Below are 25,424 nucleotides of genomic sequence, written 5' to 3' on the forward strand. Positions count from 1 at the left end.
CTGCAGCGCGGTCAACGCGAGGACTTTATCCGCCACGGCCACGGCCGCGACGGTTCCCGCCGAGATTTTGAGAAACTGTCTCCGTGAAACGGAAACCTGCATAATAGCTACCTCCTTGTGAGGCACATGAGTCCCTCATGCACCTGTTCGTACGACTTCACTACACTCACACGAATGCAAGTTCGTCTGGTGGACCTCCTTTCCGCGTGTCGAATTGGAAACATTCGTCCCTCACAATTCGAAAATGTCGAGCGGGCATTCGCTCGGCGTAGGAAGATATTACAATTCGCATGCCGTCATGGTCGTAAACGGCAGCAATGTTACCTGCGGGGATAGCTTGAGTTGGTTAATAAAATCAGCTATTTGCGTGGTCGTCTTGGTGGCGTGAGAGTGGGGGAAATGTTGTTAGAACTGGTGGGGTCAGAAAGTACTGACTGCTGTGGGGGGGTGAAATGCATAAGATATTGATATATTTTAGTTATTTTGTGTCTGTAAATGCGGACGCGCCCACATATCGCTAAAAAGTATCATGAAAACAATTTGTTACGACATCTTCGCTGTATGTGGTGTCATGATTGTCTGACACCGTTATTTCTCGTCTTTTGTGTAGCGGCGCATGATCTCATGGAAGTAGGAACGGGGAAGGCCGGAGTCCTGTGCGGCATGGGTGACGTTGCCTTGGTGAATGGTCAGTTTGGTCGAGATATACCGCCGGTTGAATGCTTCTAGGACCTGTTCCTTCGCCTTGGCATAGGGAAGGTGGAGGTAGTCCTCGTCGGGGAGCTCTCTCTGACGGTGATCGGGAACCGCCAACATGCCTGCTACATCGGCAATGCCGATACGATCTCCCTTGGCCAGCATGACGGCTCTCTCCATCACGTTCCGCAGTTCCCGCACGTTGCCCGGCCATGGGTAGGCGACCAGTTCCGTGACTGCCGTGGGGTGAAGATCCTCCACATGTTTGGAAAACTCCTTGGCGTAGCGGGCGATGAAGTGCCGGGCCAGCACGGGAATGTCTTCTGTCCGCTCCCGCAAGGGGGGCACGCGGATAACCATGACGTTGAGGCGGAAAAAGAGATCCTTCCTGAACTCGTTTCGCTGTACCTTCTCGGCAAGATCCTGATTCGTTGCGGCAACGAAGCGGACATTGACCTTCCGTTGCTGGGTACTGCCGACTGCACGGACTTCCCCAGCTTCCAGAACGCGCAGCAGCTTGGCTTGCAGGTTCGCCGGCAAGTCGCCGATTTCATCCAGAAAGACGGTCCCGTGACTTCCTGACTCGATCAGGCCGGTTCGGTCGGAAACTGCGCCGGTAAACGCGCCGCGGACATGCCCGAACAGTTCGCTCTCTACGGTGCCTTCTGAAAACGTGGTGCAATCCACGACTTGAAACGGTCCGTCGCTGTCGAGGCTCCGCTCGTGAATGGCTTTGGCGATCAGTTCCTTCCCGGTTCCGGTTTCTCCGATGATCAGCGTCGTCGAAGGGACCCGCGCAATCGCTTCGATCATGGCCATCACGTTGCGGATCGGGGCGCTGACACCCACGAGGTTTTTGAACGGGATTCGAGGAGCAACCGGTTCATCGGGAGTGGCCTGCAGCAGGATCTCCGACATGCGCATGGCTCGATGAATCCGGGCTGCCAGATCCATGGCGTCGTACGGTTTGACGACATAATCAAACGCCCCGTGGCGCATGGCATCGATCACCGTTTCCGTCGCATCCACCCGGCTCAACATGATGACCGGAATGCGACGATTGAGATCTTGGACGCGCCGCAGGAGTTCAATCCCGCTGATCCCCGGCAACCGCACGTCGGCAATGATCAGATCAACAGCATCCTTCTGGAGGCGCTCAATCGCTCCTTCGGCCGTCGCATTGATGACCAGTGTGATCTCGTCGTCTTCGTGCCGGGGCAGCTCAGGCTCCACGGTGCGCAGGAATAGATCGACATCTCCTGCGTCGTCCTCGACCAGCAGGATGGTGAACGACTTTTGTTTGGTACTTGCCATACGTATTGTTCAGGAAGACCCTCGCCGTTCGCCGAAGCACAATCGCCCCATCGCATCCATGCGCACGAAGGGACAAAGGAACCGCGAGGAAGAGGCTGGTGCCCGGCAGCCGCCCGCCGTACCTGCTGCTATCTTAGGAGGCGAGGTTGAAGGAAATCAACTGCTTGCATGGCCTTGCCCGGGAAGGGTGGATTGGCGCGGGATGGAATGATTTGGAAAGGGGGTGCATGACAAACGGGATGCCCGAAGTGGCATGCACGGCGATCCAGACGCCCTCAATTGCCTCCATGCAGGGCTACGTGTGAAGCGTCGTTCATCCGCTCATATTCATACTCTTGATGCGGTGTCGTGTGCAGGGTGGGAATGGCGGAGGTGTTGAGAGAAAGAAGGAAGATCGGTGCAACGGAGGTCTGGCCGGTGAACGTTGTGCCTCGGTTCACAGGAGATGCTGTTTTCGTCGATTGTTGTTTGGGGCCAATGAATGGTTGCGGTTCCAGCCCCCAGTTCCCATCACTTTCCGATGTGAGGCGCCGTGAACGGACAGTGGGTGATGGAGTGGGGGTGTAGCGGGCCGGGACGCTCTGCATCGGCCGGTGAGGGGGTCTGAGCATCGGACGGCTGTGCTGCTCTGGTAGCACAAGGGGATGGAAAGAAGGTTGCAACAGTCGCAGGGGTGGATGAAACGAGGAGCGCACCAGCGGAGCCTCGGGGAAGAGAGGACTCGATGGTGCCCCGATCACACAGCAGGGATCCAGAGCCGCTGCAAGCACGAGCAATGTGTGAGTCCATGACAGGGGAACAGCGTGCATGGGTCGCCACCTTTCCGATTGGGGGCCGTGTCTGTGCCGAATACAGTGCCGCTATTGCCGGTACGTCGCTGCCGAGCACAACAACTGATGAGGCATATTTCGTTCCATGCGTGTTCGCGCGTGGTGTATGGAATGGCGGGGGTATAAGAGCGCTTGAGCCTGAGGATGGAGAGAAGCGGTTGTTCGTCGCACTGTGTCAAGTGTGCGGAATCGATCGATTTAGAGGCGTATGCCTAGGTGCGTCGCGTTTCGGAGGCGTAGCGGTTCCGTCGGCTCACTTCTCGAATATCAACATGAGATAGGCCAGGAACAGGAGGAGGTGAACGGCTCCGAGCAGGACGTTCGTGCGTCTTACTGCGAACGTCAACATGCTCACCACGAAGGTCAGGATCAGGAGAATGGTGTCGACTGCATCGATGCCGAGAATGATCGTGGAGCCGGTGACGAACCCGATGGCAAGGACGGCCGGAATAGTCAGGCTAATGCTGGCGAGGACCGAACCCAAAAGAATGTTGACGGAGCGCTGCAATTGATTGGCTAGGGCCGCGCGAACTGCGCCAAGGGATTCCGGCGCCAGCACGAGTCCCGCGACCAACACCCCGCCTAGGGTGGGAGGGGCGTGCCAGAGTCGAAGCGTGTGATCGATCGGGACTGCAACATGCTCCGACAGAATGACCAGCGGGAGTAGGTAGGCTAAGAGGAGTAGGGTATGGAACCAGACCGAGCCTCCGGGAGAGGGGTGGTGTTGGTGCAGGATCGTCGCGTGGCGTTTTTTCGAGCTGCGAGGGGCAACGAAATAATCACGATGCCGGAGATTTTGAATCGCGAGAAACACGCCGTAGAGCCCGAGGGACATGATGATCAGGAACACGGATTGATGCGGAGAGAATGTTGGGCCTGAGGAAGACACGGTATAGTTTGGCATGACGAGCCCCAGTGCAGCCAACGGCACGATGACGGCGAGAAAGGCGTTGGCTCCTTGCAGATTGTAGGTCTGCTCGTGATATCGCAAGCCGCCGAGCAAGAGCGACAATCCCACCATGCCGTTCAGGACGAGCATCACCACGGCAAACATGGCATCCCGTGCCAGGGAGGCATTGCCGTTTCCTGTGTACATAAACGCGGCAATCATCATCACTTCGATGCCGGTGACCGATAACGTCAGAATCACGGTGCCCAGTGGTTCGCCCAGCCGGGCCGCCAGGTGTTCCGCATGGCGAAGTACGGCAAAGGCCGACAGAACGATGACCAGAAGCAACCATCCGAGCATGGCGCTCAGGCGCAGGGGATTCGAAAGATCGCTCAACCACTCGTGGCCGTGGAGAAAGAACAGGACGGCGGTCCCGACGGGAATGATCAACCACCATTCGCCGAAGATGCGGCTACGATGAGGCGGGGCGGTGCGGTGTGGAAAGCGCAGGAGCGACGAATCCTGCGGAGTCGATGTAACCAAGGACAACATAGCGACGGCGACCCGTGGGTGTGTCTGCGCCCCGACGGTCGGTCAGGCGCTGCCTTTCAGTCCGATGATGCCAAGGATGATGCAGAGGAGGGAACACACTTTCACGATCGACACGGATTCGGCGAAGAGGACGATGCCTAGTACCGCTGTGCCTGCGGCGCCGATGCCTGTCCACACCGCGTAGCCAGTGCCGACGGGGATGCTCTTCAAGGCTTGAGCGAGACAGCCGAAACTCGCGACCATCGCGGCCAACGTGACGGCTGTGGGCCAGAGGCGGGAGAAGCCCTCCGTATATTTGAGACCGATTGCCCAGCAGATCTCGAACAGACCGGCCACCACGAGGAACGTCCATGCCATAAATCGGTACTCATTGTCCTTCGTACGGGTGAGTGGGCGCGAGCAAACAGGGGGATCCGACAGCTCGTCCAGTGTGGTCATCATACAGAATCAGATGCTCGAAACCACCTCGGCATTTCACTAGGGGCTGCGCATGTGAGGAGGAGAACCTGCGGGCAGGGCCTGCGGGAGCGGGCACCACCTTCACGCCGGTTGTTCGTCCACGGATGCAGCGGGTGCAGCCGGACGGTCGAACCACTGGTATAACACGGGCAGGACGATCAACGTCAGCAGCGTCGAACTGACCAGGCCTCCGATGACGACGATCGCCAACGGGCGTTGGACCTCCGAGCCGATGCCGTGTGAGAGCGCCAAGGGGAGCAACCCCAGGAGGGCGACGACAGCGGTCATCAGCACCGGACGCAAACGCAGGGAACAGCCGGTGACGACGGCTTCGTTGCCGTCCATGCCCTCAGCGCGCAGCTTATTGATGTAGGACACTAAGACGATGCCGTTCAGAACGGCCACTCCGAACAGGTTGATGAACCCCACGGAGGCCGGCACGCTCAGGTATTCGCCGGTCAGCCAGAGGGCCGCAATGCCGCCGATCAGGGCGAAGGGCAGATTCAGAATGATCAGGGCGGCATACCGCAACGAGTTGAAGGAGGAAAACAGGATGAGAAAGATCACGCCGATGGTGATCGGGACAATAACTTTCAGGCGAGCCATCGCCCGCTGCATGTTTTCAAATGAACCGCCCCAGAGCAGCCGGTACCCGGTCGGCAACTGTATCTGACGGTCGATTTTCGTCTGGGCCTCATGCACGATGCTCTCGATGTCGCGACCGAACGTATTGAAGCCGACGTAGATTCGGCGCTGCAGGCCTTCACGGCTGATCAATGCCGGGCCTTCGCGCAGTTCCACCTTGGCGATGTCACCTAGTGGGATCAGTGCGCCGGCCGCGGTGGTCAGGAGGATATTGCCGATGGTGTCGACGCTGTCGCGATATTGTTCTGGAAAACGAAGAATGAGGTCGAAGCGGCGCTGCCCTTCGTAGACCCGCGTGGCAGCGTCGGCGCCGATCGCGGTCGTAATGATTTCCCGAATCTGGGTGACATTGATGCCGTGGCGGGCGATCTTGCCGCGATCGATATCGATGGTCAGGTAAGACTGTCCGAAGAGTTGCTCCACACGCACGTCCTTGACCCCTTGAATGCCGTTCATAATGCCCTGAATTTTTTCTGCGGTGTTGCGCAGAATGTCCAGGTCTTCGCCGATGACCTTGACGGTGGCTTCTGAGCGAACTCCCGAGACCAACTCATCGACCCGTTGTTGAATCGGCTGGCTGATCAGGAAGTTGGCGCCGGGAATCTGTTGCAGGCGACGGCGGATCGCGTCATCAAGTTGCGATTTGGTCGAGGCGGTTTTCCATTGATCCATCGGGACGAGCGACACGACGGGATCGCTCGCATTCGGCTCCTGAGGATCGTTGCCGAGCTCGGTCCGGCCGATTTTCGACACCACCATGCGGGCTTCCGGGAACTCCAGTACCGCTCGCTGCATTTCCTTCTCGATCTCGATGGATTTTTCCAACGAAATGCCAGGAAGCCGGATGGTTTGAGGCGTCACCGACCCCTCGTTCAAGATGGGGATGAATTCGCCTCCCAGAAAAGGAAACAGCGCCAGGCTGCCGGCCAGCAGGCTGAGGGCGAGTGCGAGCACGGCGGTGCGATGGCCAAGCGCCCATCCGAGTGTCGGCAGGTAGCCGCGCTTGACCCACCGCAGGAGAAAGGTGTCTTCCTCTTTAGCATCCTTGAGGACCAGGGAACAGAGCACCGGCGACAGGGTCAGCGACAGCAACAGAGAGATCAGCAGGGCGATGATGATGGTATAGGCCAGCGGCTGAAACATTTTCCCTTCCATGCCTTGCAGGGAAAGGATCGGAAAAAAGACGATGATGATGATCAGGATGCCGAAGACGACCGGCTGTCCCACTTCCATCGCCGCCTGTAGAATCAAGGAGGTCTTGCCGGTCGAGGAGTCGCGGTGTTCGGAGAGATGGCGATACACGTTTTCCACGACCACCACGGAACCATCCACCATCATGCCGATCGCGATGACCAGCCCACCCAGCGACATCAAATTTGCGGTCAATCCTACCCGATCCATGACGATAAAGGTGGCCAGTGGGGTGAGGATCAAGGTCGCGGTGACGATCAGGGCGCTGCGGACGTTGCCGAGAAAGAGGAACAGGACCACAACCACCAGCACGACGCCTTCGAACAGGGCCTTGTACACGGTGTTCAAGGCGGAGGTAATCAATTCGATGCGATCGTAAAAGGGGACGATGCGGAGGCCGCCGGGAAGCAGCTTATGCTGGTGAATGTCGTCGATTTTGGTTTTGACCGCCTGGACCACTTCACGGGCGTTGCCGCCGCGGAGCATGAGCACGATCCCGGTCACGGCTTCATGTTGGCCGTTGATCACGGCTGCACCGTGGCGGATGGCGTGCCCCACGCGAACCTCGGCCACGTCCCGCACATAGACCGGGGTGCCGCCTTCTTCTTTCACGACGATTTGCTCGATGTCCGCGAGGGTCTTGATGAGGCCGACCCCCCGCACGATGAATCGCTCGGCGTTCTTTTCCAGAATGTTTCCGCCGGCGTTGGCATTGTTCTGTTCGACCGCGCGGAACACATCGTGGAGGGCGAGGTTGTATTTTCGCAGCAGGCCCGGCTCGACCATGACCTGGAATTCTTTGACGAACCCTCCTAGGGAATTCACGTCCACGACATCCGGGAGTCCCTTGAGCAACGGGCGGATCAGCCAGTCCTGGAGGGTGCGACGGTTCATCAACTCGGACTCGGAGAGTTGTGTGCCTGCCGTGTCATCCTGCGGGCCCTTCAAAAAATATTGAAAGACTTCGCCCAGCCCGGTGGTATTGGGGACCAACTGGGACAGCGAGCCAGGCGGCAGCTGATCCTGTACTTCGAGAATGCGTTCGAGTACCACCTGTCGTGCCAGGTAGATATCGACCGTGTCTTCGAAGATCACGTCGATCATGGAAAGCCCGACTTTCGACAGCGAACGCACCTCAACCAGGCCGGGGGAGCCGGTCAACTGGAGTTCGAGGGGAAATGTCACGAACCGTTCGATTTCTTCCGGAGAGAGTCCGGGTGTTTTCGTCACGACCTGAACCAGGACCGTCGTGACATCAGGAAAAGCGTCGATGGGAATGGTTTGAAACGAGTAGATGCCTCCGATAGCCAGGGCCAGGGCCAGGACGACCACGAGGACACGTTGGCGGAGGGACATCTGCAGCAGCGACGATAACATGCAATCAGATCTGCGAACCGAACAGCTCGGATTTGAGCACGTAGGAGCCTTTCACGACGACGGCCTCCTGTTCCTGGACGCCGCCGAACACTTTGACCTGCTGTCCGTTGGACTCCCCCAATTGAACGTCGCGGACTTCGAAGACCCCCGGTTCACGTTGCACGAAGACGAATTGGCGATCACGGTCGCGCTGCACGGCCGTTTCGGGTAGCAGGAGTGTCTCTGGTTGCGGTTCGGAATAGACGCGGACCGTGGCATACATCGAGGGTTTGAGCTTGCGTTCGGGGTTGGACAATTCGAGTCGAAGCCGCATCGTGCGGGTAGCCGGATCGAGGACGTCTCCGACGTAGGTGATCCGCCCGTGAAAAATCTGTCCCGGATAGGCGGCCACGTGCACTTCCACCGCCTGTCCATCTCCTTCCAGATCAGACTGGATGTATGGAATATCCTTTTCGGGAATTTTCGCGGTCACCCAGACCTCCGAAAGATCGGCGACGACAAACAATTTTTCCGTGGTTTCCACCACCTCGCCCTTGGTCAGATTTCTGGCGATGATCCGGCCGTCAAAGGGGGCGACCACCGGGACGTGCGAACGAATGGTGTGGTTGCGATCGAGATTGCGCAAATCCTCGTCGGTGAGTCCCAGGATCAATAGGCGGTCACGAGCTTCTCGCAGTTCGGCCCGAAGGCTGAGCATCTCTCCTTCACGTCGTTGCAATTCGGCTACGCCGATGACTTTTTCCTTCAACAACAATTCAGCCCGCCGAAAGGCTCGATCCGCTACGTTCAGTTTGGCCGTCGCTTTGAGATAGGCCGATTGCGCCATTCCCAGCTCACTGCTGTAGAGGAGCGCCAGGAGTGTGCCGCCTTTCACTTCCCGGCCGAGGTCGGCGTAGACATCGATGACCCGGCCGCGGACGAGCGTCGTGATGTCGGCCAGCGCGTGCTCGTTCGGCTCTACGGTTCCTGGAAAATCCCGAAAGGTGCGGAACTCCCCGCGCTGGAGCGGTTGTACGGTGATTCCAGCCGCTTTCATCTTTTCCGCCGTCAATCGAACCACGCCGGTGTCCGGAGAGGCGGCAGGCGGATTCGCCCCGGTGGCATTGGGCGGAGGGCCATCGCATCCGGCGAGCCCTGACAGGCTGCTGAGGAGGCCGAACAACAATAGAAAGATTGGCCGGCGTATGGCGGATCGCAACACGGCGGCCGCGGTGTGGACCGAGGTCATTGACGGTATCACAGGGGGCCCCCCACCGCGCGTTCCAGGAGCGTGAGTGACGTGGAGAGATCGAATTGTGCCTGCGCATAGTCTAGCAGAATCTGGCGCTGCACCCGCTGTGCATCCAGGACTTCGATCAAGCTGGACGCGCCCTGCTGGAAGCTGAACTTAGCGATGCGGAGGGCTTCCTCCGCCTGTCTGAGCAATCCTTTCTCGTAGACTTCGATCAAATCCGCTGTTGTTTTTGCATCCTGAAAATGTTGGCTGATGTTGCGGATGAGTTCATTGCGTGCACGGAGGAATTCCGCTTCGCCTTTTCGTTTGCTGCCCAAGGCCGTGATGATTTCGCCCTGTCGACGATCCCACACCGGAGTGGGAAAAGAGACGCCGCCGGTGAAGGCTTCCCGGCCGATTTCCCGCCAGTAGCTGCCGCCGACCGTGATGTTGGGCACCCGGGCTTGCCGCTCGTACTCCAGGCTGTGATCGGCTTGCTCGACTGATTTGCTCAAGCGCTGGATCGTGGGATGTTCAGCCAGAGCACGTTCGGTCAGAATCTCGATGCCGAAGCTTGGCCCCACACGGTGGAGTTGTCCGTCGATGGCATAGTTGGGACCGAGCGAGCCGGCCGTGAGCGTATCGAGCATCACTCGGCCGACCCGCGTTCGATTGGCCGCGCGCGTGAGGGCTTGTTTGGCTTTCAGGACTTCCACTTCACTGCGGATCGCCTCGAACTGAGGGCTTTCTCCAAGACGCACTCTGGTGGTGACGGCCCGATGCACGTCCTCGATGGTCGCGAGATTCTGTTGGGCGAGCGCGAGGTCGCGTTGGGCCAACAGTAAATCGTAAAACGCCAGTTTGACGTCGGCGACAAGATTCAGGCGGGTTTCCGCCAAGCCGGCCGACGCGCTGGCCACACCGGCTTCGGTCGCGCGTTGGCGGGCAGCACGTTTCGAGGGCCACTCGATCGGTTGTCCCACGGTCAGATTGAATTCCGTGAGGGACTCTCGCACGGCCGGATCGAAGAGACCCAGGTCCCTCATCTTGCCGCGGCCGCTGTTGGCGTTCACCGAAGGATTGAGATAGGTGTAGGCGGCCACCTGTTGCCCGCGGTTTTGATCGATCGTGCTTTCGGCGCTGGCAACGGTGGGATTGCGCGCGAGGGCCAGATCCAGCACGCGTTGGAGCGAGTAGACCGGGTCAGTGCCGGCCTGATCGGTCAGGCTTGTCGACGGGGATGCGCACAGGCCAGCGTTCGGAAGCAGCCATGCCAAGAAGAGTAGCGCGAACAGGGTTCGGGCGATGAATCGTACTGTGCATGCGCCTGTCAGCAGGAGTGTGGTTCCTCCAGCCGGCCGTTCAGTCGCAAGTGGCCGTTGTGTTGGTGTCATGGTTTTCGGTGCGGTTCCGGCCGTGATGCGGTGATGCAGGCTGGGTGCCGGTCCGCCTCTGCTGATGAGTGTCATGGTCGGTCGTCCTTCCTCCGTACGATCGCCAGTCACCACGTGACGGCGGGATTTCGCAACGGTGTGCGTCGTGTCCCGATACACACACCGTATCACCCTCGCCGGGTGAAGTCGATCAGGCACGGGGAATCGTGGCTTGACCCTGCGGTGGACGCCAGGTCAGTGGTTCCAGCGAACAAACAGTCTGTGTGGTGCAGGAGGGGACTCCCGGTGACTCTCCATTGGAGGAGTCCAGCACTGTGTAAGCGAGGAAGCTGACCTGGCGAATGCCTCAGCAGGGTTGTCCACGTTGGCGGCAGTTGCAGTCTGACGCGCAGGAAGTTGGCTAGCGGGCGAAGGCCCCAGACATCGTGTGTGACCGGTCGGCGGCGTGGCGGCTTCGGCGACTGAGCGATCGATCGGACCCACATCGCCACAACGTTTGCTGGTTGGGCCTGGTTGGCCGCACGTGAGAGTCGTACCCCGTTGGTGTTGGAGCGTGCATCAGGAATCGTATGGATGCACTTGCGTGAGGCGGCAGTACAGTTGCGTACATTGCGGACAATAGCCATCGGTAAAGCTGAGGTCATGTGTCGCGAGATTATGTTTTTGAATAAATGTCGGCAAATCGGACCAGCCGCCTGCCTCCCCACCTCCCGTCCCCTGATCGTGAATGCGCCAACAAAACTGGCATTGCGTGGCTGTGGGTTCCATCTGCAGGAACTCCTTCCTTGGAGTCGGGACGCAGTAGATAGGCCGCGTATGGCGCCATCAGCACCCTACAGAACGTGGCACCGCCCTGCAACTAGGTGATGTCCTAGGTTGAGCGCAAAAGAGTGCGGGGGGCAGGGCTGAACCGAGGCACTGCCCTGGTGACACAGAAGCGAGAGAAGGCCGGGGCTAGGCGGAGGTGAGCCCGTGTGCGAGCGCATATTTGGTCAGCTCGGCGGTCGTGCGCAGATTGAGATGGAAAATGATTTGGGCCTTGTGGAACTCCACGGTTTTGGGGGAGATGTTCAAGAGTGCCGCGATTTCTTTGATGGTCCGCCCTTCGGCAATGAGCTGCAGCACCTCGCGCTGCCGTGGCGTGAGGTCTTGCCGCTGCGAAAACATGCCGCCCTCCTCGGACGACAGGCCGGTGACAATCTCTCGCGTCAGCAACGACGTGACGAAGTATTGTCCCTTCAAGACTGCCTCAATGGCTTGATCCAATTCCCTGGCCGCCGAGCGTTTGAGCAGGTATGCCGAGGCGCCGGCCTTAAAGGCCTCGCTCACGTAGGCGGGGTCGGCGTGCATGGTGACGAAGATCAATTTTACGTCGGGCAGCAGTTTCTTGATCTGGCGCCCCGCGTCGACGCCGTTCAAGAGGGGCATGGAGATGTCGAGCAGAATGAGGTCGGGGCGCAATCGCACTGCGGCTTCCAGCAGGGCGCGGCCGTCCTCCACTGCGCCCACGACTTCGCAACGCTGTTCGACGATGCGGCGGAAGCCTTCCAGAACCAGGGTGTGATCATCTGCCAGCAACACTCGAGGGGGCGTCGTCGTGCTCATACGGAAACCTCCGCGTGGGGAACGTGAATGGACAGGCGCGTGCCTTTCCGAGGGATGGAGTCGATGGTGACGGTGCCGTGGACCAGGCGCACACGCTCGGCCATGCTGACCAAGCCGAGTCCGCGCGGGTTGTCCACCGCGTTCTGTGTATCGAAGCCGATGCCGTCATCCTGCACGGTCAGGGTGATGCCGTCCGCTGTCGAGGCCAGGGATACGGTCGCACGCGAGGCGTGCGCATGCTTCATCACATTGGCGAGGCATTCCTGCGCGATGCGATACAAACAAGTCGACACGGCCTGAGGGATCATGTGCGGGGTGACGTCGACTTCCAGTGAAATTTCCAGCGTCGAGCGTATTGCGCAATCATCGACCAGTCGTTGCAGCGCAACGGGAAGCCCCAAATCGTCGAGGATCGACGGATGGAACTGATAGGCGAGGTGGCGGACGTCATCGGACAGTTCCGTCAGACGGTCCTGGATCGAGCGCAACTCTTTGCGGCATGTGTCGGCTGACGGCGGGAGGGTGGCTTCCAGCGATTCGGCCTGGACCACCAGCATGGCGAGCCGTTGGTTGATGTCGTCGTGAAGATCTCTGGAAATGCGTCGACGTTCTTCTTCCTGTACCGTGAGGAGGCGAGCGGTTAGATCACGCAGTTCCTGTCGACTGGTGGCGAGTGCCTGCTCGCTGGCGCGAAGAAATCCTTCCGTTTCGACATGACCGGAAATTTCCTGCAGCAGCGTCTGATTCACATCGGCCAGTTCCTTCGTGCGAGCGTCCACGCGGGCCTCCAACTCGTCCTTGGCATGGCGCAATTGCATTTCGGCCTGTTGCCGCTGCTGAAGGAGGATGGCCGCAGCCCAGAGCACGATCAGGCTGAAGATTCGGTTGGGGATGCCGACCCACAGGGGAACGGCACTGCTCTGCGGACCAAGTGCTGCCCCCAGGACGATGAGCGGGGTGGACGCGGTGGCGGTTATGAAGGGCAGGCGAGCATTCGAAGAACCGGCAGCCACCAGTACCACTCCCGCGTACAGCACGCCGATCGCGATTCCAAGGGGCATGAACAGATCGGCGACGAACAGGACGCTGCTCAGGGTGACGACGAGCGTCAATAGCGTGCGATTATGAGCCGCATGCGTCATGGGCCGTTCCATCTTCCGTATTATGCGTCTCTTGCCGGGTTGGTTCAACTCCTGCGCAGTGTGCGCAGCCGTTGCGTCACGATTCGTGCTCCAGCTGTTTCTTGAGTCGGCGATCCAATGCAAAACGGGTCAGCCCCAAATACTTGGCGGCCAGGGTCTTATTGTGGTCGGATAGGCGCACGACTTCCTCGATCAGCGCCGACTCAATGTCCCCTAACGTCTGTTGTCCCAGAACCATCTCGATCCGTAGCGAGGGGTGCTCCCCTTGCGCCATAGCCACCGTGATCTGTGCGGCCTGATCGCGGAGTTCTCGCGGGAGGCAGCCGGCGGTCAGGGTTTTGTCATGACACAGGATCATGGCGCGCTCGATGATGTTCTGCAGTTCGCGGATATTTCCAGGATAGCTGTATCGCTGGAGCAGTTCCTGCGCCTCCGGTTCAATGTCGAGGACTTCTTTGCCGAATTCCTTGCCGAACCGCAACATCGCCTGCATGCAGAGCGGGAGGATGTCCTCCGTTCGGACGCGCAACGACGGGAGTTCGAAGGTCACCACGTTCAGACGGAAGAAGAGATCTTCGCGAAAGGTCCCCCGCGCGGTGTCTTTTTTGAGATCGCGATTCGTGGCGGTCATTAACCGGAAATCAACCGAGAGGTCTTCGGTGCCGCCCAGCCGCCGGAACGTGCGCTCCTGGAGCACGCGGAGGAGTTTCGCTTGCATGGCCGGATCTAAATCGCCGATTTCATCCAGAAAGAGCGTGCCGCCCTCGGCCTTTTCGAGCAGGCCGCGTTTTCGTTGATGGGCGCCGGTGAAGGCTCCCCGCTCATAGCCGAACAACTCGCTCTCGAATAGTTCCTTCGGGATGGCGGTGCAATTCACGGCGACAAACGGCCCGGTGGCCCGAGGTCCGTTGGAGTGGATGACGCGTGCGAGAAATTCCTTGCCGCTCCCAGTCTCGCCTTGGAGTAACACTGTCGCTTTGGCATTCTGTGCGACGTCCCGAACCTGGCCGAGCAGAAGTTGCATGGCGGGGCTGCGCACCTCGATGTTGGAGAGGGCATAGGCACTGTTCTGATCTTCCATGGCGAATTCGACGCGATGGCGAAGGGCGAGAAATTCGAGCGCCCGATCGACGACAGGGTCGACACCGGACAAATCAACGGACTTGATCAGAAAGTCGTAGGCGCCTAGCCGCATCGCCTCCACGGCGTTCTCCACCGTTCCGTATGCCGTGAGCATGATGACCAGCGTTTGCGGCGCGAGGGGACGAATCTGTCGAAGCGCTTCGATGCCGCCCATCCCGGGCATTTTCAAATCCAACAGGATCAAGTCGGGGGGATGTTGTGTGACAGCCCGGACCAATTCCTCACCGGATTCGAGTCCTGTGACGGTGTGATGGCGCCGTGAGAGCCGTTTGACGATGGCGGAGCGAATCGCCGGCTCGTCATCCGTAACGTAGATCGTGGCCTGCATGGGTTCCTTCTTCTTGCATTCGTTGCGGCTGTTGGCGTAACGGCGCCCAGACGCGAACCGTGGTGCCGCGCCCCGGCTCACTGTCCAGTGCGATGTCCCCGCCGTGGGCGTCGAGAATATTGCGGCAAATCGCCAACCCCAATCCAGTTCCCCGTGGTTTGCCGCTGGTGAAAAACGGTTCGAACACGTGCTGCAAGTGGGCGGGGCTGATCCCCTGTCCATGGTCTGTGACGGCCACTTCGAGTCCCGGTTCGACGCCGCGCGCGAGTTGGGTGAGGGTGACGGTAATAGCGCCTCCGGTCGGCGTGGCCTCGATCGCATTTTGCATCACGTTGAGCAGCACCTGTTTGAATTGATCACGGTCGGCCTGGATCATAGACGGAGGGGCCGGGGCCGACAGGGTGATCACGGCCTGTTTGTGTGCCAGGGGTTCATCTAACACCTTTGTCACTTCATGCACCAGCTGTGCCATGTCGAAGGCGAACGCCACGATCTCCCGGGGCCGCGCATAGTCGATGATCTGGTTGACGATGCGATCGAGGCGCTTGGTCTCTTGCAGAATGACCTCAAGGTCGGGACGACGGGCGTCGTCGGGAGCGGTGTCGTCGAGCAAGAGGGAGGTGGTCGAGCCAATTCCCACGAGAGGATTTCTGATCTCATGTGCGATGCCGGCGGCAACCTGCCCCAAGGTGGCCAGCCGTTCCGCCCGACGTAGGCGTGTTTGCATAAAATCGAGGGCGGTGATGTCCACATTGAATCCCTGATACATGACGACCTGCCCGGAGTGGTCCCGAATCGGGATGCGCCGGCTCAAGACTTTGCGAACCGTGCCGTCGGCATGCAGAAAGCGGAAGACCATTTCGCTGGGTTGTCCTTCTGCTACCGCCCGCGAGAATTCCTCGATTACTCGATCCCGATCCTCCGGGTGGATGGCGCGTCGCACGGCGTCGGGATCTTTTTCTTCGCTTGGATCGAGGCCCGCAAGCACACTGTTGTAGCGGTTGCTGAAGACCAAGGTCATCCCGCGCGTGGTGAAAATGCCGAACGGTGCGTGGTCGACGATGCTCCGGTATTTGGCTTCCGATCCGGCCAGGTCTTGGTTGAGCTGACGGAGGTTCGTTTCCGATTGTTGCACCATGGCGATGTGAGATTGGATGGCTGCGCTCATGGCGCGCATCACACGCGACAAATGTCCGATTTCATCCGTTCTCGTCATCACAGGAACTTGCGGGATCGGGTTGCTGTCGGACGTGACAACGGCGGAGGCCAGGCGCGCAAGCGGGGTCGTGATCGAGTGGGCGATGAGGTGGAGGGCGGCCACCATGCAGATCAGCGCAAAGAGTCCGCCACCCAGGATGGTCATCAGCATGGTGTCGCGATCCTGGGAGATCTTTGCCAGCTTAGTATTCAGGGCCGTTTGCGTGAGGTGTTCGAATCGGCCCATGTCCTGCCGGATTTTCAGCATTAACGTGCGGCCCTTGCCTTCCTCGATATACTGCCGCGCCTCGTCGGTGTGTTCGGCCTTCACGGCGTCGATCAGCAGCTCCTTCTCACTGATGAACTGTTTGACGAGTTGTTGGACCGACGTAATGAGCACACGTTGATCGTCTTGTTGAGATACTTGCGCTTCGAGCGTGCGGCCGATGTTGAGCACGTGGTCCTGGGCCGTGCGGTAGGGGAACAGGTAATGTTCCTGGCTGGTCAGCACGAAACCACGGAACCCCGTTTCGAGGTCGACGACCAGCCGAAGATACTCGGACGCCAAGCGTTGCGAGTAGTAGATATCGTTGAGCTGTCCTTCGTCGTCGGAAAAGGTCGTGACGCTGCGATAGGTCAAGATACTGAGCAGCAGGACCGTCAGCGCAGGGATCACCGACGCAAGGAACAGCTTGCGGGCAATGGGCAGGTTGCTTAGCAGGTCGCTCAAGGCAGATCTCGGTCTCCGGGGGTATGGTAGTCCGCTCTCCTATCTCTGTGCAATATCGCCGCCTCGTCAGGTCTTCAGGCTGTCCCCGACTCGCATCATTCTGATGGGCTTCTGAACGCTGTCCTCGCGGTTCGAGGCTCTCGCGCGTGGTGTGATACTGCGAACGAGCGATTTCGCACCGAGCGACCGTGCGATCTCGCCCGCATTCGTGTGGCTGTGAGTCTGGGGATCGTGTCTGTCCGTCAGTCCTGCCAGAGAGGCGTAGGGTCTTTCCTGTGCTGATTCAGCTGCGTCCTGCGTGGGGCAGCCCAACGAGGCACGCGCCTTGCTGAGCTACCGCTGGACAGGTCTCGGTGGCAGGGGCGATGGCGCGTACACGATTCGAGTGAGCAGCGACCCGAACAAGGAGGAGACAATGGATTATGTGAAGCCCTACGGCGTGGTGGACAGTATGTTGGCCGGCGGCGCCCTCAAGCTGAGCTTGCCGCCCCGCCAGTTGGTGTTGCGCGGGATGTTGGCCGGTGCGTACTTGGGAATCGGGACCAGCATGGCCGTGACGGTGGCCGTCGAAACGGGCTACTGGATCCTTGGAAGTTTGCTCTTTCCGTTCGGATTAGCATTGGCCATCTTGCTTGGCGCGGAGATCATCACGGGAAGTTTTGCGCTGCTCCCTGTCGCGGCGGTCGATGGTCAGAAAAATGCCGGATTATCTCACGTCTTCGCGAACTGGGGATGGGTGTTCCTCGGCAATCTCCTCGGGAGCGTGCTCTATGCGACGTTGTTCGCAATCGCGCTGACCACGGGAGGCGATGCGCCGATCAATGCCGTCGGCACAAAATTGATCGCCATTGCACAAGCCAAAACGACCTACTACGCCTCTCACGGTTCTGCGGGTCTGCTCGCGGCATTCACCAAGGGCATGTTGTGCAACTGGATGGTCAGCCTCGCCGTGGTTGCGGCTTATATGTCGACATCGCTGTCCGGCAAGTTCGTCGCGATCTGGGGTCCGACGCTGTTGTTTTTCTCTCAAGGTTTTGAACATGCCGTGGTCAACATGTTTCTGATGCCGGTCGGCATGATGCTCGGCGCAGACGTCAGCCTGTCCACGTGGTGGCTCTGGAATCAAATCCCTGTGACGCTGGGCAATCTGGTCGGCGGCATGCTGTTCACGGGGTTGGCGATCTATGCGGCCCATCGCACGACGGCGCCCGCTGCGAGTCCGGTTCCGGCTCAGCCCGTCAGTGCCAGGGGCGATCAGCCGGGATATTCACCATCGTATTAGCGGTGAGGAAGCGTAGTCATGGGTGCGGGGTATCTCGGCCGATTGCACGGATGGCGATTCGTCCTTTTCAATGCCGTGCTTGGCTTGTCGCACATCGTCGTGTTGTTCAACGCCGGATCGTACATCGCCTTGTTGCCTCATGTTTCAGGGGATCTGGGCGGGGTGTTGCCCAGTTTTCTCACCTGGGCGCAAACCGACTTCATGGTCGGACTGGCGTTGGGCTTTCCACTCGCGCGGTACCTGTCCGGACGGATTGGCGACTACCGTCTTCTGATCGGCGCGTTCATCGTCTACAGCATCGCGTCCTATTTGTGCGGCGACAGCCGAACCCTTGCGCAATTCGTTCCTGCGCGCATCGTACAAGGCATTGCCGGCGGCATCACGCTGCCGATCGCCCAATCCATGTTGCTCAACGAATATCCCAAACGGCTCAAGGCCGTCGCGTTGACCGTCTGGGGCCTGTTCAGTATCACCCCGTTCACCATCGGCATGCCGGTCGGAGGCTACATCGCCTACATGCTCGGGTGGCGCTTTCTCTTTTACTTGGATTTCGTGCTGACGTTGGTGATTGTCGGCACGTTGGCCGCCTTGTTATACGGCCGTGGATTTCATCGACGGTACGCTCGCTTCGACCTGGTCGGGTTTCTGCTGCTGGCCGTGCTGTTGTTGGGGCTGCAAACTTTGCTCAATATGGGCAACGATTTCGACTGGCTGGACTCGCCATTCCTCCAAGCCATCGCGGTGGTGTTGCTGATCGCATTTCCGTGTTTCATCATTTGGGAACTGGGGGAGCGGCATCCGACATTGGACCTCCGGCTGTTCCTGCATCGCAATTTTGTCATCGGGATCATCAGTCTGACACTCGGGTTTTTCTCGATCCAGGGATTGTTGTCTCTCCTGATTGTCCAGATCCAACTGATTTTGGGATATTCCTCGAAGTTAGCCGGTCTGGCGCTGCTTCCGTTAGTCGTGCTGAGTGCACCGATCATCGCCGTCATGCATTACCTCTGCAAGTATATCGATGCGCGCTGGCTGGTGTGTTTCAATTGTCTCGGTTTCGCCTGGACGTTTTATTGGATCGGCTTGTACGACGATCCTCATTCGTACGAAGAATTGTTCTGGCCCATGGTGATCGAGGGGATTTTTCTGGGGTCGTTCTTCACGCCGGTGACGGTGCTGACCCTGCATGGTTTGTCCGGCCCCCTGATGACGCGCGCGGCGGAGGTGGCCAATCTATTGCGTGTCGCCGCGGGCGCATTCGGTATCACGTTCCAGGGCATCGTCCTGTTCCGACGGATTCATTTCCATCAACTGCATTTGGCCGATCATTTCGGGGGCCGGCAGTCGATTTCGTACGACCCGCTGGGTCAACTGGCAGCGAAATTCCAAGCGGCAGGATTGTCTTCTGGCGAAGCGCAGGCCAAGCTGGGCCTGGTGATCAGGCAGGAAGCGGCGATACTCGGCCTCAACGATGCGTTCCTCGTGGCGAGTTTCATCTTTATCGGGTTGGGCGTCCTTGTGTGGTTCGCGCATCCGACGCATGTGCCCATTGCGTCGAGCCCTCCAGAGGATCTGCGCATGAAACGTGCCGAGGAGTTGCTTGAGGAGGTGCCATGAGATCGGGTTCATCGACAGGGTATCGCGTGCGAATCAGCTTTGGGATCGGCTGTGCCTTGCTCTTTGCAAGCTGCGCCTGGATTCCCAAGGGCGATCCACCGGCCCAATATCTCGACCCGCCGGAAATGACCGAAACTCTCGCTGAAGTGACAAGCCGGCTGCAGAATTGGCCCCAGGATCGGTGGTGGGAACAGTTTGGCAATCCGGAGTTGAATGGGCTGATCGAAACCGCGCTCAAGGACAATCCCGGCCTGAAACATGCCGCGGCGCGGTTGCGGCAAGCCACGTCGCTGGTGAAGGTGGAAGGTGCGCGGTTGTTGCCGTTCCTGGAAGCGGATGCGTCGCTGACCTATGAGCGCATCTCCCAGCATGGCGTCTTCGCTGCCCTGAATCCCGAAGTGGCGGGCATCAAGATCATGTACGGCATCATCAACCCGCTCAGCTTCCGGTATGAATTCGATTTCTGGGGGAAAAACCGGGCCATGCTCGAGGCGGCTCTGGGCCATGCGGCTGCCGAAGAGGCCGAAACGGCCGAGGTGCGGCTTCGGTTGACCACTGGGATTGCCCGTGCCTATTTCCGGGGACAGTCCTTACAACAGCAACTCAGCATCGTGAAGACGATCGTCGGCATTCGCCGCGATCTCAAGACACTGGCGGAGACCCGGTTCCGTCTGGGACTCGACAATGATCAGCCGTTCAAAATCGCCGTGGCCGACTACGAGGCGGCGTTCAAACGGCAAGCCGCCATTCGTGATCAATTGGATGTCCAGCGGCATCTGCTGGCACGATTAGCCGGGAAGGGGCCGGATGAAGCGGCCCATTTGTTTGCCAAGCCCATAGCCAACATTCCCAAGCAAATTCCTGCGCCGGATCATCTGTCGATCGGCCTGCTGGTCCATCGTCCGGATCTGGCTGCAGCCTTGTATCGAGCGCATGCCGCATCTCGCCTGGTCAGGGTGGCGACTACGCAGTTCTATCCCACTATCGATCTCACGGGATTTGTGGGATTTAATGCCCTGACGCTTGCCAAGGGGACCGATAAGCTGGCGAATTTTCTCTTTAGCGGTCAGAGCTTCACCTATGGCCTGGCGCCGGGTTTGCGGATGCCCTGGTTTGAGGGCGGCCGGCTGCGGGGCGAATTGGGCGCGCAGCGTGCGGAATATGACGCGGCAGTAGAACTCTATAACGACACGCTTCTCGATGCGATGCGGGAAGTGGCGGACAGTCTCAGTGCCTGGCACACGACCAACGAGATCATGGCGTCACACAAGCGGTTGGTGGCCTCGCTGGGCGAAGACTGGAAATTGGCGAAAGTGCGGCTCGTCAACGGCCTGGACGATGATCGCGAAGTGCTGCGTCATCGGTATCCCGTCCTCGAACAAGAATATGCCCTGAGAGCCTTGGAGAGCGATCAGCTCGTGGCCGCCGTCGATCTGATCGAGTCCCTGGGGGGCGGTTATCACAATCCGGACATCGAAAAGCGACCGAAACACAACCCGAGCTAAATCTATGACCACCACAACTGCAGATATATCTCAATCTCCACAATCTCCCGGCGGACCGCCGCCGGCTGGCTCCTTCCGCATTCATCCAAAGGCCATTCGCGCGCGCCGAAACAGGCGTTTATTGGTCGTGGCGCTGCTGGTGCTGGTCGCGACCGTCGGGTATCTCATCTACTGGTACACGCACGATCGGTTTTGGGTCCGCACTGACAATGCGTATGTCACCGGCAATTTAGTACCGGTCGCGGCGCAGGCATCCGGGATCATCACGCAGGTCTTGGCCGAAGAAACGCAATTCGTCAATCGCGGCGACTTGCTTGTGCGGTTGGATGAGCATCAAGCCTATGCCGCGTTGGGACGGGCGCGCGGACGGTTGGGCGAGGAGGTCCGGCGGATTGCCGCGCTATTCATCAATCGCAAACAACTGGCGGAGAAGTTGCGGTCGCGCACCGCTCGCTTGGAGCTCGCCGAGCACGACATGGATCGGTATCAACGGGCCTCGCCAAGCGGGGCCATTTCCAAACAAATTTTGCAGAACACGGCAGATAAGATCGCCAGTCTGGAAGCGGAGGTACGGGAGACACAGGCGGAACTCGACTCGCTCGATGCGCAGATCGGCGGCACGACCGTGATGGCCCATCCGTCCGTCGACTTGGCGAAGCACCAATTGATCGAGGCGCATCTGGAATATGCGCGTCAGCAGATCCGCGCGCCCATCTCAGGCTACGTCGCCAAGCGAAAAGCGCAGGTCGGAGATCGTGTTCAGCCTGGCGCCTCGCTCATGACGATCGTTCCGCTGGATCATCTGTGGGTCGAAGCCAATCTGCGTGAAACGGAACTGCAGCATGTGCGGCCAGGGCAGCCGGCCTTGGTGAGCGTCAGTCTGTATGGCTCGAAACAAACGTTTCACGGCACCGTCGAAGGCCTCGTGCCGGGCAGCGGCAGCGCGTTTGCCTTACTGCCGCCGGATAACTCCACGGGAAACTTCATTCATATCGTTGAACGTGTCCCGGTGCGAATCGCGCTGCCGGCTGATGAGCTCCGAGAGCACCCGATCAGGCCTGGGCTGTCGACCATGACCAGTATCAACATCACCGAGTCCGGGCAATCTGTCTGGACGTCGCTTGCCACGCCCTCCACGGCGGAGTATGAAACCGATGTCTATGCGGACGAGCTCCCGACCGCGGAATCCATGGCGAAGGAAGTGATGGCCAGTAATCTGGTGGTGACTGATGCTGACGCAGCGGATGATGCGTCCCTTGAAGAATTGGAAATGAATCGGATAGTCCCGACTCAGGGTGATCGTCCGGTGTCGCCTCGCGAACGCAACTCGCTGGAGTCCGATCGCCTGCGCAGCCATCGGGAGAGCCAGCCGAGTTCCTTCGTTCCGCGAAGAAGCCCGGATATGGGAGCCGCCACGTTTCCCCTCACGCCTTCGATCGGCCCTGGCTCGGGATCCTTGGGCCCTGAAGCGGGACGTGGAGGATCGCGGACGAGACCGGGGATGGGAATGGAGGAAGGAAGGCGGGCGTTCGGAGGAGTTGGTCGCTAGTTCATGGAAGGCTGTATCGGCGGGGCGAGCCTGGCGTCTGTTCCAATCGAGACAGCTGCCGGACATTAAAGTTTGATGAAGATTTGGCGAACCGATGGGAAGACCATAGCATCCCAGTTTATAATGCCGTCGGCGCACAAGCCGCACCGGCAATCGAGGCCTCTCCTCCTGATCCGTCATGTGCTTCGCCTCTCCTGACGATGTGCCGCTCCAGAGCGCCCCATCGTTGCGCGTGTCGCGCAGCGGATGATCGGGATGAAGGACAGGTTGTGCAGAATCTTGCCATCAATTACCGCACTCTCTTATCTGTCACCAATGTGCTGAATTCTCAGCGCAATCGGAAGAATCTGTTTCGCGCCATTACGGAACAGCTGACGCAGGTGGTTCGCTGGGAGCGAGCGGGCATTACGGTCTATGATGTGCAATCCGATGCCTTTCGCTTCTATGCCGTGGAGACGAATTTGCCCAAAGTGGTGCTCAGCAGCGACGCGATGATTCCTCGTGCGCGCAGTGCGGTAGGATGGGTCTACGATCATCAGCGCGTGCACGTGCGGCCGCATCTTCGTGAGGAGCGGCTCTTCATTGAGGATGAAAGTTATCTGCAAGAAGGCCTGGGGCGCATGATCAACCTTCCTATGGTGGTGCAGGACGCCTGTCTTGGGACCTTGAACATCGGCAGCATTGAGGCGGGCCATCCTGATCCAGACGCTGTCGATTTTCTCCAGCAAGTGGCGACGCAGATCGGGTTTGCCATCGCGCACGTCAATGCCTATGAGGAGATCAACCGGTTGCGAGAGCAACTGGCCCGGGAAAACGTGTATCTGACCGAAGAGCTGAAGGCCAACCAGGACTTCGGTATGGTCGTGGGTCGGAGCCAGGCCTTTGAGCAGGTGCTGACACTCGCGCGGCAGGCGGCTCCCACGACGGCCACGGTGATGGTGACCGGAGAAACCGGGACGGGCAAGGAGGTTCTGGCTCGAGCCATACACGAGAGCAGTCTGCGGCGTGGCCGTGCGTTCGTGCGATTGAATTGCGCGGCGCTTCCCTCAGGATTGATCGAAAGTGAACTGTTCGGCCATGAGCGCGGTGCCTTTACGGGTGCCGAGCATCAGCGCATCGGTCGCTTCGAGTTGGCCGATGGCGGTACGTTGTTTTTGGACGAGATCGGGGAAATGCCGCTGGAGGCGCAGGCGAAGTTGTTGCGGGTTCTGCAGGACGGTCTCGTCGATCGGGTCGGCGGTGCGAAGGCTGTTCCGGTCGATGTCCGGGTGATTGCCGCGACGAACGCCGATTTGCCGATGGCCATTCAGCAGGGGCGGTTCCGGAGCGATTTGTATTATCGGTTGAACGTGTTCCCTATCCATATGCCCCCACTGCGGGAGCGTCCCGAGGATATTCCGATCCTTGCCCGGCATTTCCTGCGGTTCCATGCGCAACGGTTGAAGCGTCCCTGCGAGGACTTTGATGAGCCCTCAATGGAGCGGCTCGTGCAGTATACCTGGCCAGGCAATGTCCGGGAGCTGGAGAACATTGTGGAGCGCGCGTTGATCCTGTGTCACGATCGGTGGTTATGTATTGATCCGGCCATGATCAATCTGCCCGCACCTCCGCAAGCGAGCACGCGTCGGACGTTGGTCGATGAAGAGCGTCGTCATATTCTTCAGGCCCTGACCTTGCTCGACTGGCGAATCGAAGGGCCAGGCGGTGCAGCTGAACAATTGGGGCTGGCACCGAGCACGCTTCGTAGCCGGATGTATCGGTTGGGGATTCGTCGTTCTCCTCTGGGTAAGTAACTCCTTCTCCTCCACGTCTCCGAAACATCGCACACATCTGTTGGGGCCACGATATGTCGTGGTGGAAGACGGTTCCTCCGCCGCGACATATCGTGGCCGATACGGTTTTAAGAAAAAGCGTCTCATCATTCATGCGATGAAGTTCAATAGTTTCAATGATATGGAATTGATTGGAGAAGGCGGATCCATGGCATAGCTGCTGCATAGTAAGGCTGCGTGATTTTTTATCTATCGTTCATTTCATCAATTCTAACTGAGAGATGTGGCGTCTGGGGTCGACCGATACGCGCCGTGGCGTAGCTGAAAGACCGGGGCACTATTGCCGCGGAGAGCCACATGTCTAGAAAGGGGTTGGGGTAGGTCATACGACGCCGGTCATCCGGAATTGTGTCCGGTGTTATGACGGCATGGCACCGGAGTCTGGTCTGTATTTTTACGAGGAGGGGATGTTCATGATGCAATTTTCCCGGAGACAGTTTCTCAAAGTTTCGGTGGGAACCGTCGCGGCCGTGGCCGTGGCGGACAAAGTCCTCGCGCTGACCGCGCTGCAGCCGGTCATCGAGGTGGGGAACCCGCTGGGTGAGTACCCGGATCGGTCCTGGGAGCGTGTGTATCACGACCAGTATCGATACGACTCATCCTTTACCTGGTGCTGCTCCCCGAACGACACGCACGGCTGTCGCGTCCGGGCCTTCGTCCGGAACGGCGTCGTGATGCGGGTGGAGCAGAACTACGACCACCAAACCTATGAAGACCTCTATGGCAACCGCGGGACGTTCGCCCATAACCCGCGCATGTGCTTGAAAGGCTTCACCTTCCACCGGCGCGTGTACGGACCCTATCGCTTGAAGGGGCCGTTGATGCGGAAGGGCTGGAAGCAGTGGATGGACGATGGCTCCCCCGAGCTGACGCCCGATGTGAAGCGCAAGTACAAGTTCGACAGCCGGTTCCTCGACGACCTCAACCGGGTGTC

At 59.3% G+C, this 25,424-nt stretch carries 18 protein-coding genes; 6 read left to right on the plus strand and 12 right to left on the minus strand.

Going from position 1 to position 25,424, the window contains the following annotated elements; all coding sequences use genetic code 11:
- From JNL86_10715 to JNL86_10770, 12 genes are all read right to left on the minus strand, one after another.
- Positions 1 to 102: twin-arginine translocation signal domain-containing protein (locus tag JNL86_10715; GenBank protein MBL8043376.1), on the minus strand; the 102-nt coding region annotated here is incomplete at its 3' end.
- A gap of 486 nt (positions 103 to 588) precedes the next feature.
- Entirely contained in the window at positions 589 to 2,010 is a 1,422-nt protein-coding gene (locus JNL86_10720; protein ID MBL8043377.1) for a sigma-54-dependent Fis family transcriptional regulator, read from the minus strand.
- Positions 2,011 to 3,093: 1,083 nt separating this feature from the next.
- Positions 3,094 to 4,281 (minus strand): calcium:proton antiporter, encoded by a 1,188-nt coding sequence (locus JNL86_10725; protein MBL8043378.1) that lies wholly within the window; start codon positions 4,279 to 4,281, stop codon positions 3,094 to 3,096.
- 42 nt (positions 4,282 to 4,323) lie between these two features.
- Positions 4,324 to 4,638, minus strand: coding sequence for a quaternary ammonium compound efflux SMR transporter SugE (gene sugE / locus JNL86_10730; GenBank protein ID MBL8043379.1), 315 nt, complete (start codon positions 4,636 to 4,638; stop codon positions 4,324 to 4,326).
- 183 nt (positions 4,639 to 4,821) lie between these two features.
- Positions 4,822 to 7,953, minus strand: a complete 3,132-nt coding sequence (locus JNL86_10735) for an efflux RND transporter permease subunit (GenBank protein ID MBL8043380.1) — start codon at positions 7,951 to 7,953, stop codon at positions 4,822 to 4,824.
- A 4-nt stretch (positions 7,954 to 7,957) separates the two neighbouring features.
- Positions 7,958 to 9,181 (minus strand): efflux RND transporter periplasmic adaptor subunit, encoded by a 1,224-nt coding sequence (locus JNL86_10740; protein ID MBL8043381.1) that lies wholly within the window; start codon positions 9,179 to 9,181, stop codon positions 7,958 to 7,960.
- 8 nt (positions 9,182 to 9,189) lie between these two features.
- Positions 9,190 to 10,635, minus strand: a complete 1,446-nt coding sequence (locus JNL86_10745; GenBank protein ID MBL8043382.1) for a TolC family protein — start codon at positions 10,633 to 10,635, stop codon at positions 9,190 to 9,192.
- Between the two features lie 483 nt (positions 10,636 to 11,118).
- Positions 11,119 to 11,328, minus strand: a complete 210-nt coding sequence (locus JNL86_10750) for a hypothetical protein (protein ID MBL8043383.1) — start codon at positions 11,326 to 11,328, stop codon at positions 11,119 to 11,121.
- 186 nt (positions 11,329 to 11,514) lie between these two features.
- Positions 11,515 to 12,165, minus strand: coding sequence for a response regulator transcription factor (locus JNL86_10755; protein ID MBL8043384.1), 651 nt, complete (start codon positions 12,163 to 12,165; stop codon positions 11,515 to 11,517).
- A complete protein-coding gene (locus JNL86_10760; GenBank protein ID MBL8043385.1) occupies positions 12,162 to 13,307 on the minus strand; it encodes a sensor histidine kinase in 1,146 nt (381 codons plus the stop codon). The genes JNL86_10755 and JNL86_10760 overlap by 4 nt, the downstream gene beginning before the upstream one ends.
- 76 nt (positions 13,308 to 13,383) lie before the next feature.
- Entirely contained in the window at positions 13,384 to 14,778 is a 1,395-nt protein-coding gene (locus tag JNL86_10765; protein MBL8043386.1) for a sigma-54-dependent Fis family transcriptional regulator, read from the minus strand.
- Entirely contained in the window at positions 14,750 to 16,705 is a 1,956-nt protein-coding gene (locus JNL86_10770) for a CHASE3 domain-containing protein (GenBank protein ID MBL8043387.1), read from the minus strand. The genes JNL86_10765 and JNL86_10770 overlap by 29 nt, the downstream gene beginning before the upstream one ends.
- 415 nt (positions 16,706 to 17,120) lie before the next feature.
- On the opposite strand from JNL86_10770, the gene JNL86_10775 reads away from it, so the two are divergent.
- From JNL86_10775 to JNL86_10800, 6 genes are all read left to right on the plus strand, one after another.
- Positions 17,121 to 17,987, plus strand: coding sequence for a formate/nitrite transporter family protein (locus JNL86_10775; protein MBL8043388.1), 867 nt, complete (start codon positions 17,121 to 17,123; stop codon positions 17,985 to 17,987).
- An 18-nt stretch (positions 17,988 to 18,005) separates the two neighbouring features.
- A complete protein-coding gene (locus JNL86_10780) occupies positions 18,006 to 19,604 on the plus strand; it encodes a DHA2 family efflux MFS transporter permease subunit (GenBank protein MBL8043389.1) in 1,599 nt (532 codons plus the stop codon).
- Positions 19,601 to 21,109, plus strand: coding sequence for an efflux transporter outer membrane subunit (locus tag JNL86_10785; protein MBL8043390.1), 1,509 nt, complete (start codon positions 19,601 to 19,603; stop codon positions 21,107 to 21,109). Before JNL86_10780 ends, JNL86_10785 begins: the two co-directional genes overlap by 4 nt.
- Positions 21,110 to 21,236: 127 nt before the next feature.
- The gene (locus JNL86_10790) at positions 21,237 to 22,658 is read left to right on the plus strand and encodes an HlyD family efflux transporter periplasmic adaptor subunit (protein MBL8043391.1); all 1,422 of its coding nucleotides are present in this window, start codon (positions 21,237 to 21,239) and stop codon (positions 22,656 to 22,658) included.
- A gap of 269 nt (positions 22,659 to 22,927) precedes the next feature.
- Complete coding sequence (locus tag JNL86_10795) at positions 22,928 to 24,451, plus strand: sigma 54-interacting transcriptional regulator (GenBank protein ID MBL8043392.1); 1,524 nt, start codon at positions 22,928 to 22,930, stop codon at positions 24,449 to 24,451.
- 452 nt (positions 24,452 to 24,903) lie between these two features.
- Positions 24,904 to 25,424 (plus strand): twin-arginine translocation signal domain-containing protein (locus JNL86_10800; protein ID MBL8043393.1); only part of this gene is annotated, 521 nt, incomplete at its 3' end.

Source organism: Nitrospira sp. (assembly GCA_016788885.1).
Classification (GTDB): Bacteria; Nitrospirota; Nitrospiria; order Nitrospirales; family Nitrospiraceae; genus Nitrospira_A.

Coding starts and splice junctions, on each gene's coding strand:
- sugE (MBL8043379.1), bottom strand. CDS start 4,638: ATGGCATGGACGTTCCTCGTGGTGGCCGGTCTGTTCGAGATCTGCTGG.
- JNL86_10740 (MBL8043381.1), bottom strand. CDS start 9,181: ATGACCTCGGTCCACACCGCGGCCGCCGTGTTGCGATCCGCCATACGC.
- JNL86_10755 (MBL8043384.1), bottom strand. CDS start 12,165: ATGAGCACGACGACGCCCCCTCGAGTGTTGCTGGCAGATGATCACACC.
- JNL86_10720 (MBL8043377.1), bottom strand. CDS start 2,010: ATGGCAAGTACCAAACAAAAGTCGTTCACCATCCTGCTGGTCGAGGAC.
- JNL86_10725 (MBL8043378.1), bottom strand. CDS start 4,281: ATGTTGTCCTTGGTTACATCGACTCCGCAGGATTCGTCGCTCCTGCGC.
- JNL86_10765 (MBL8043386.1), bottom strand. CDS start 14,778: ATGCAGGCCACGATCTACGTTACGGATGACGAGCCGGCGATTCGCTCC.
- JNL86_10760 (MBL8043385.1), bottom strand. CDS start 13,307: ATGACGCATGCGGCTCATAATCGCACGCTATTGACGCTCGTCGTCACC.
- JNL86_10735 (MBL8043380.1), bottom strand. CDS start 7,953: ATGTTATCGTCGCTGCTGCAGATGTCCCTCCGCCAACGTGTCCTCGTG.
- JNL86_10750 (MBL8043383.1), bottom strand. CDS start 11,328: ATGGAACCCACAGCCACGCAATGCCAGTTTTGTTGGCGCATTCACGAT.
- JNL86_10780 (MBL8043389.1), top strand. CDS start 18,006: ATGGGTGCGGGGTATCTCGGCCGATTGCACGGATGGCGATTCGTCCTT.
- JNL86_10745 (MBL8043382.1), bottom strand. CDS start 10,635: ATGACACTCATCAGCAGAGGCGGACCGGCACCCAGCCTGCATCACCGC.
- JNL86_10785 (MBL8043390.1), top strand. CDS start 19,601: ATGAGATCGGGTTCATCGACAGGGTATCGCGTGCGAATCAGCTTTGGG.
- JNL86_10775 (MBL8043388.1), top strand. CDS start 17,121: ATGGATTATGTGAAGCCCTACGGCGTGGTGGACAGTATGTTGGCCGGC.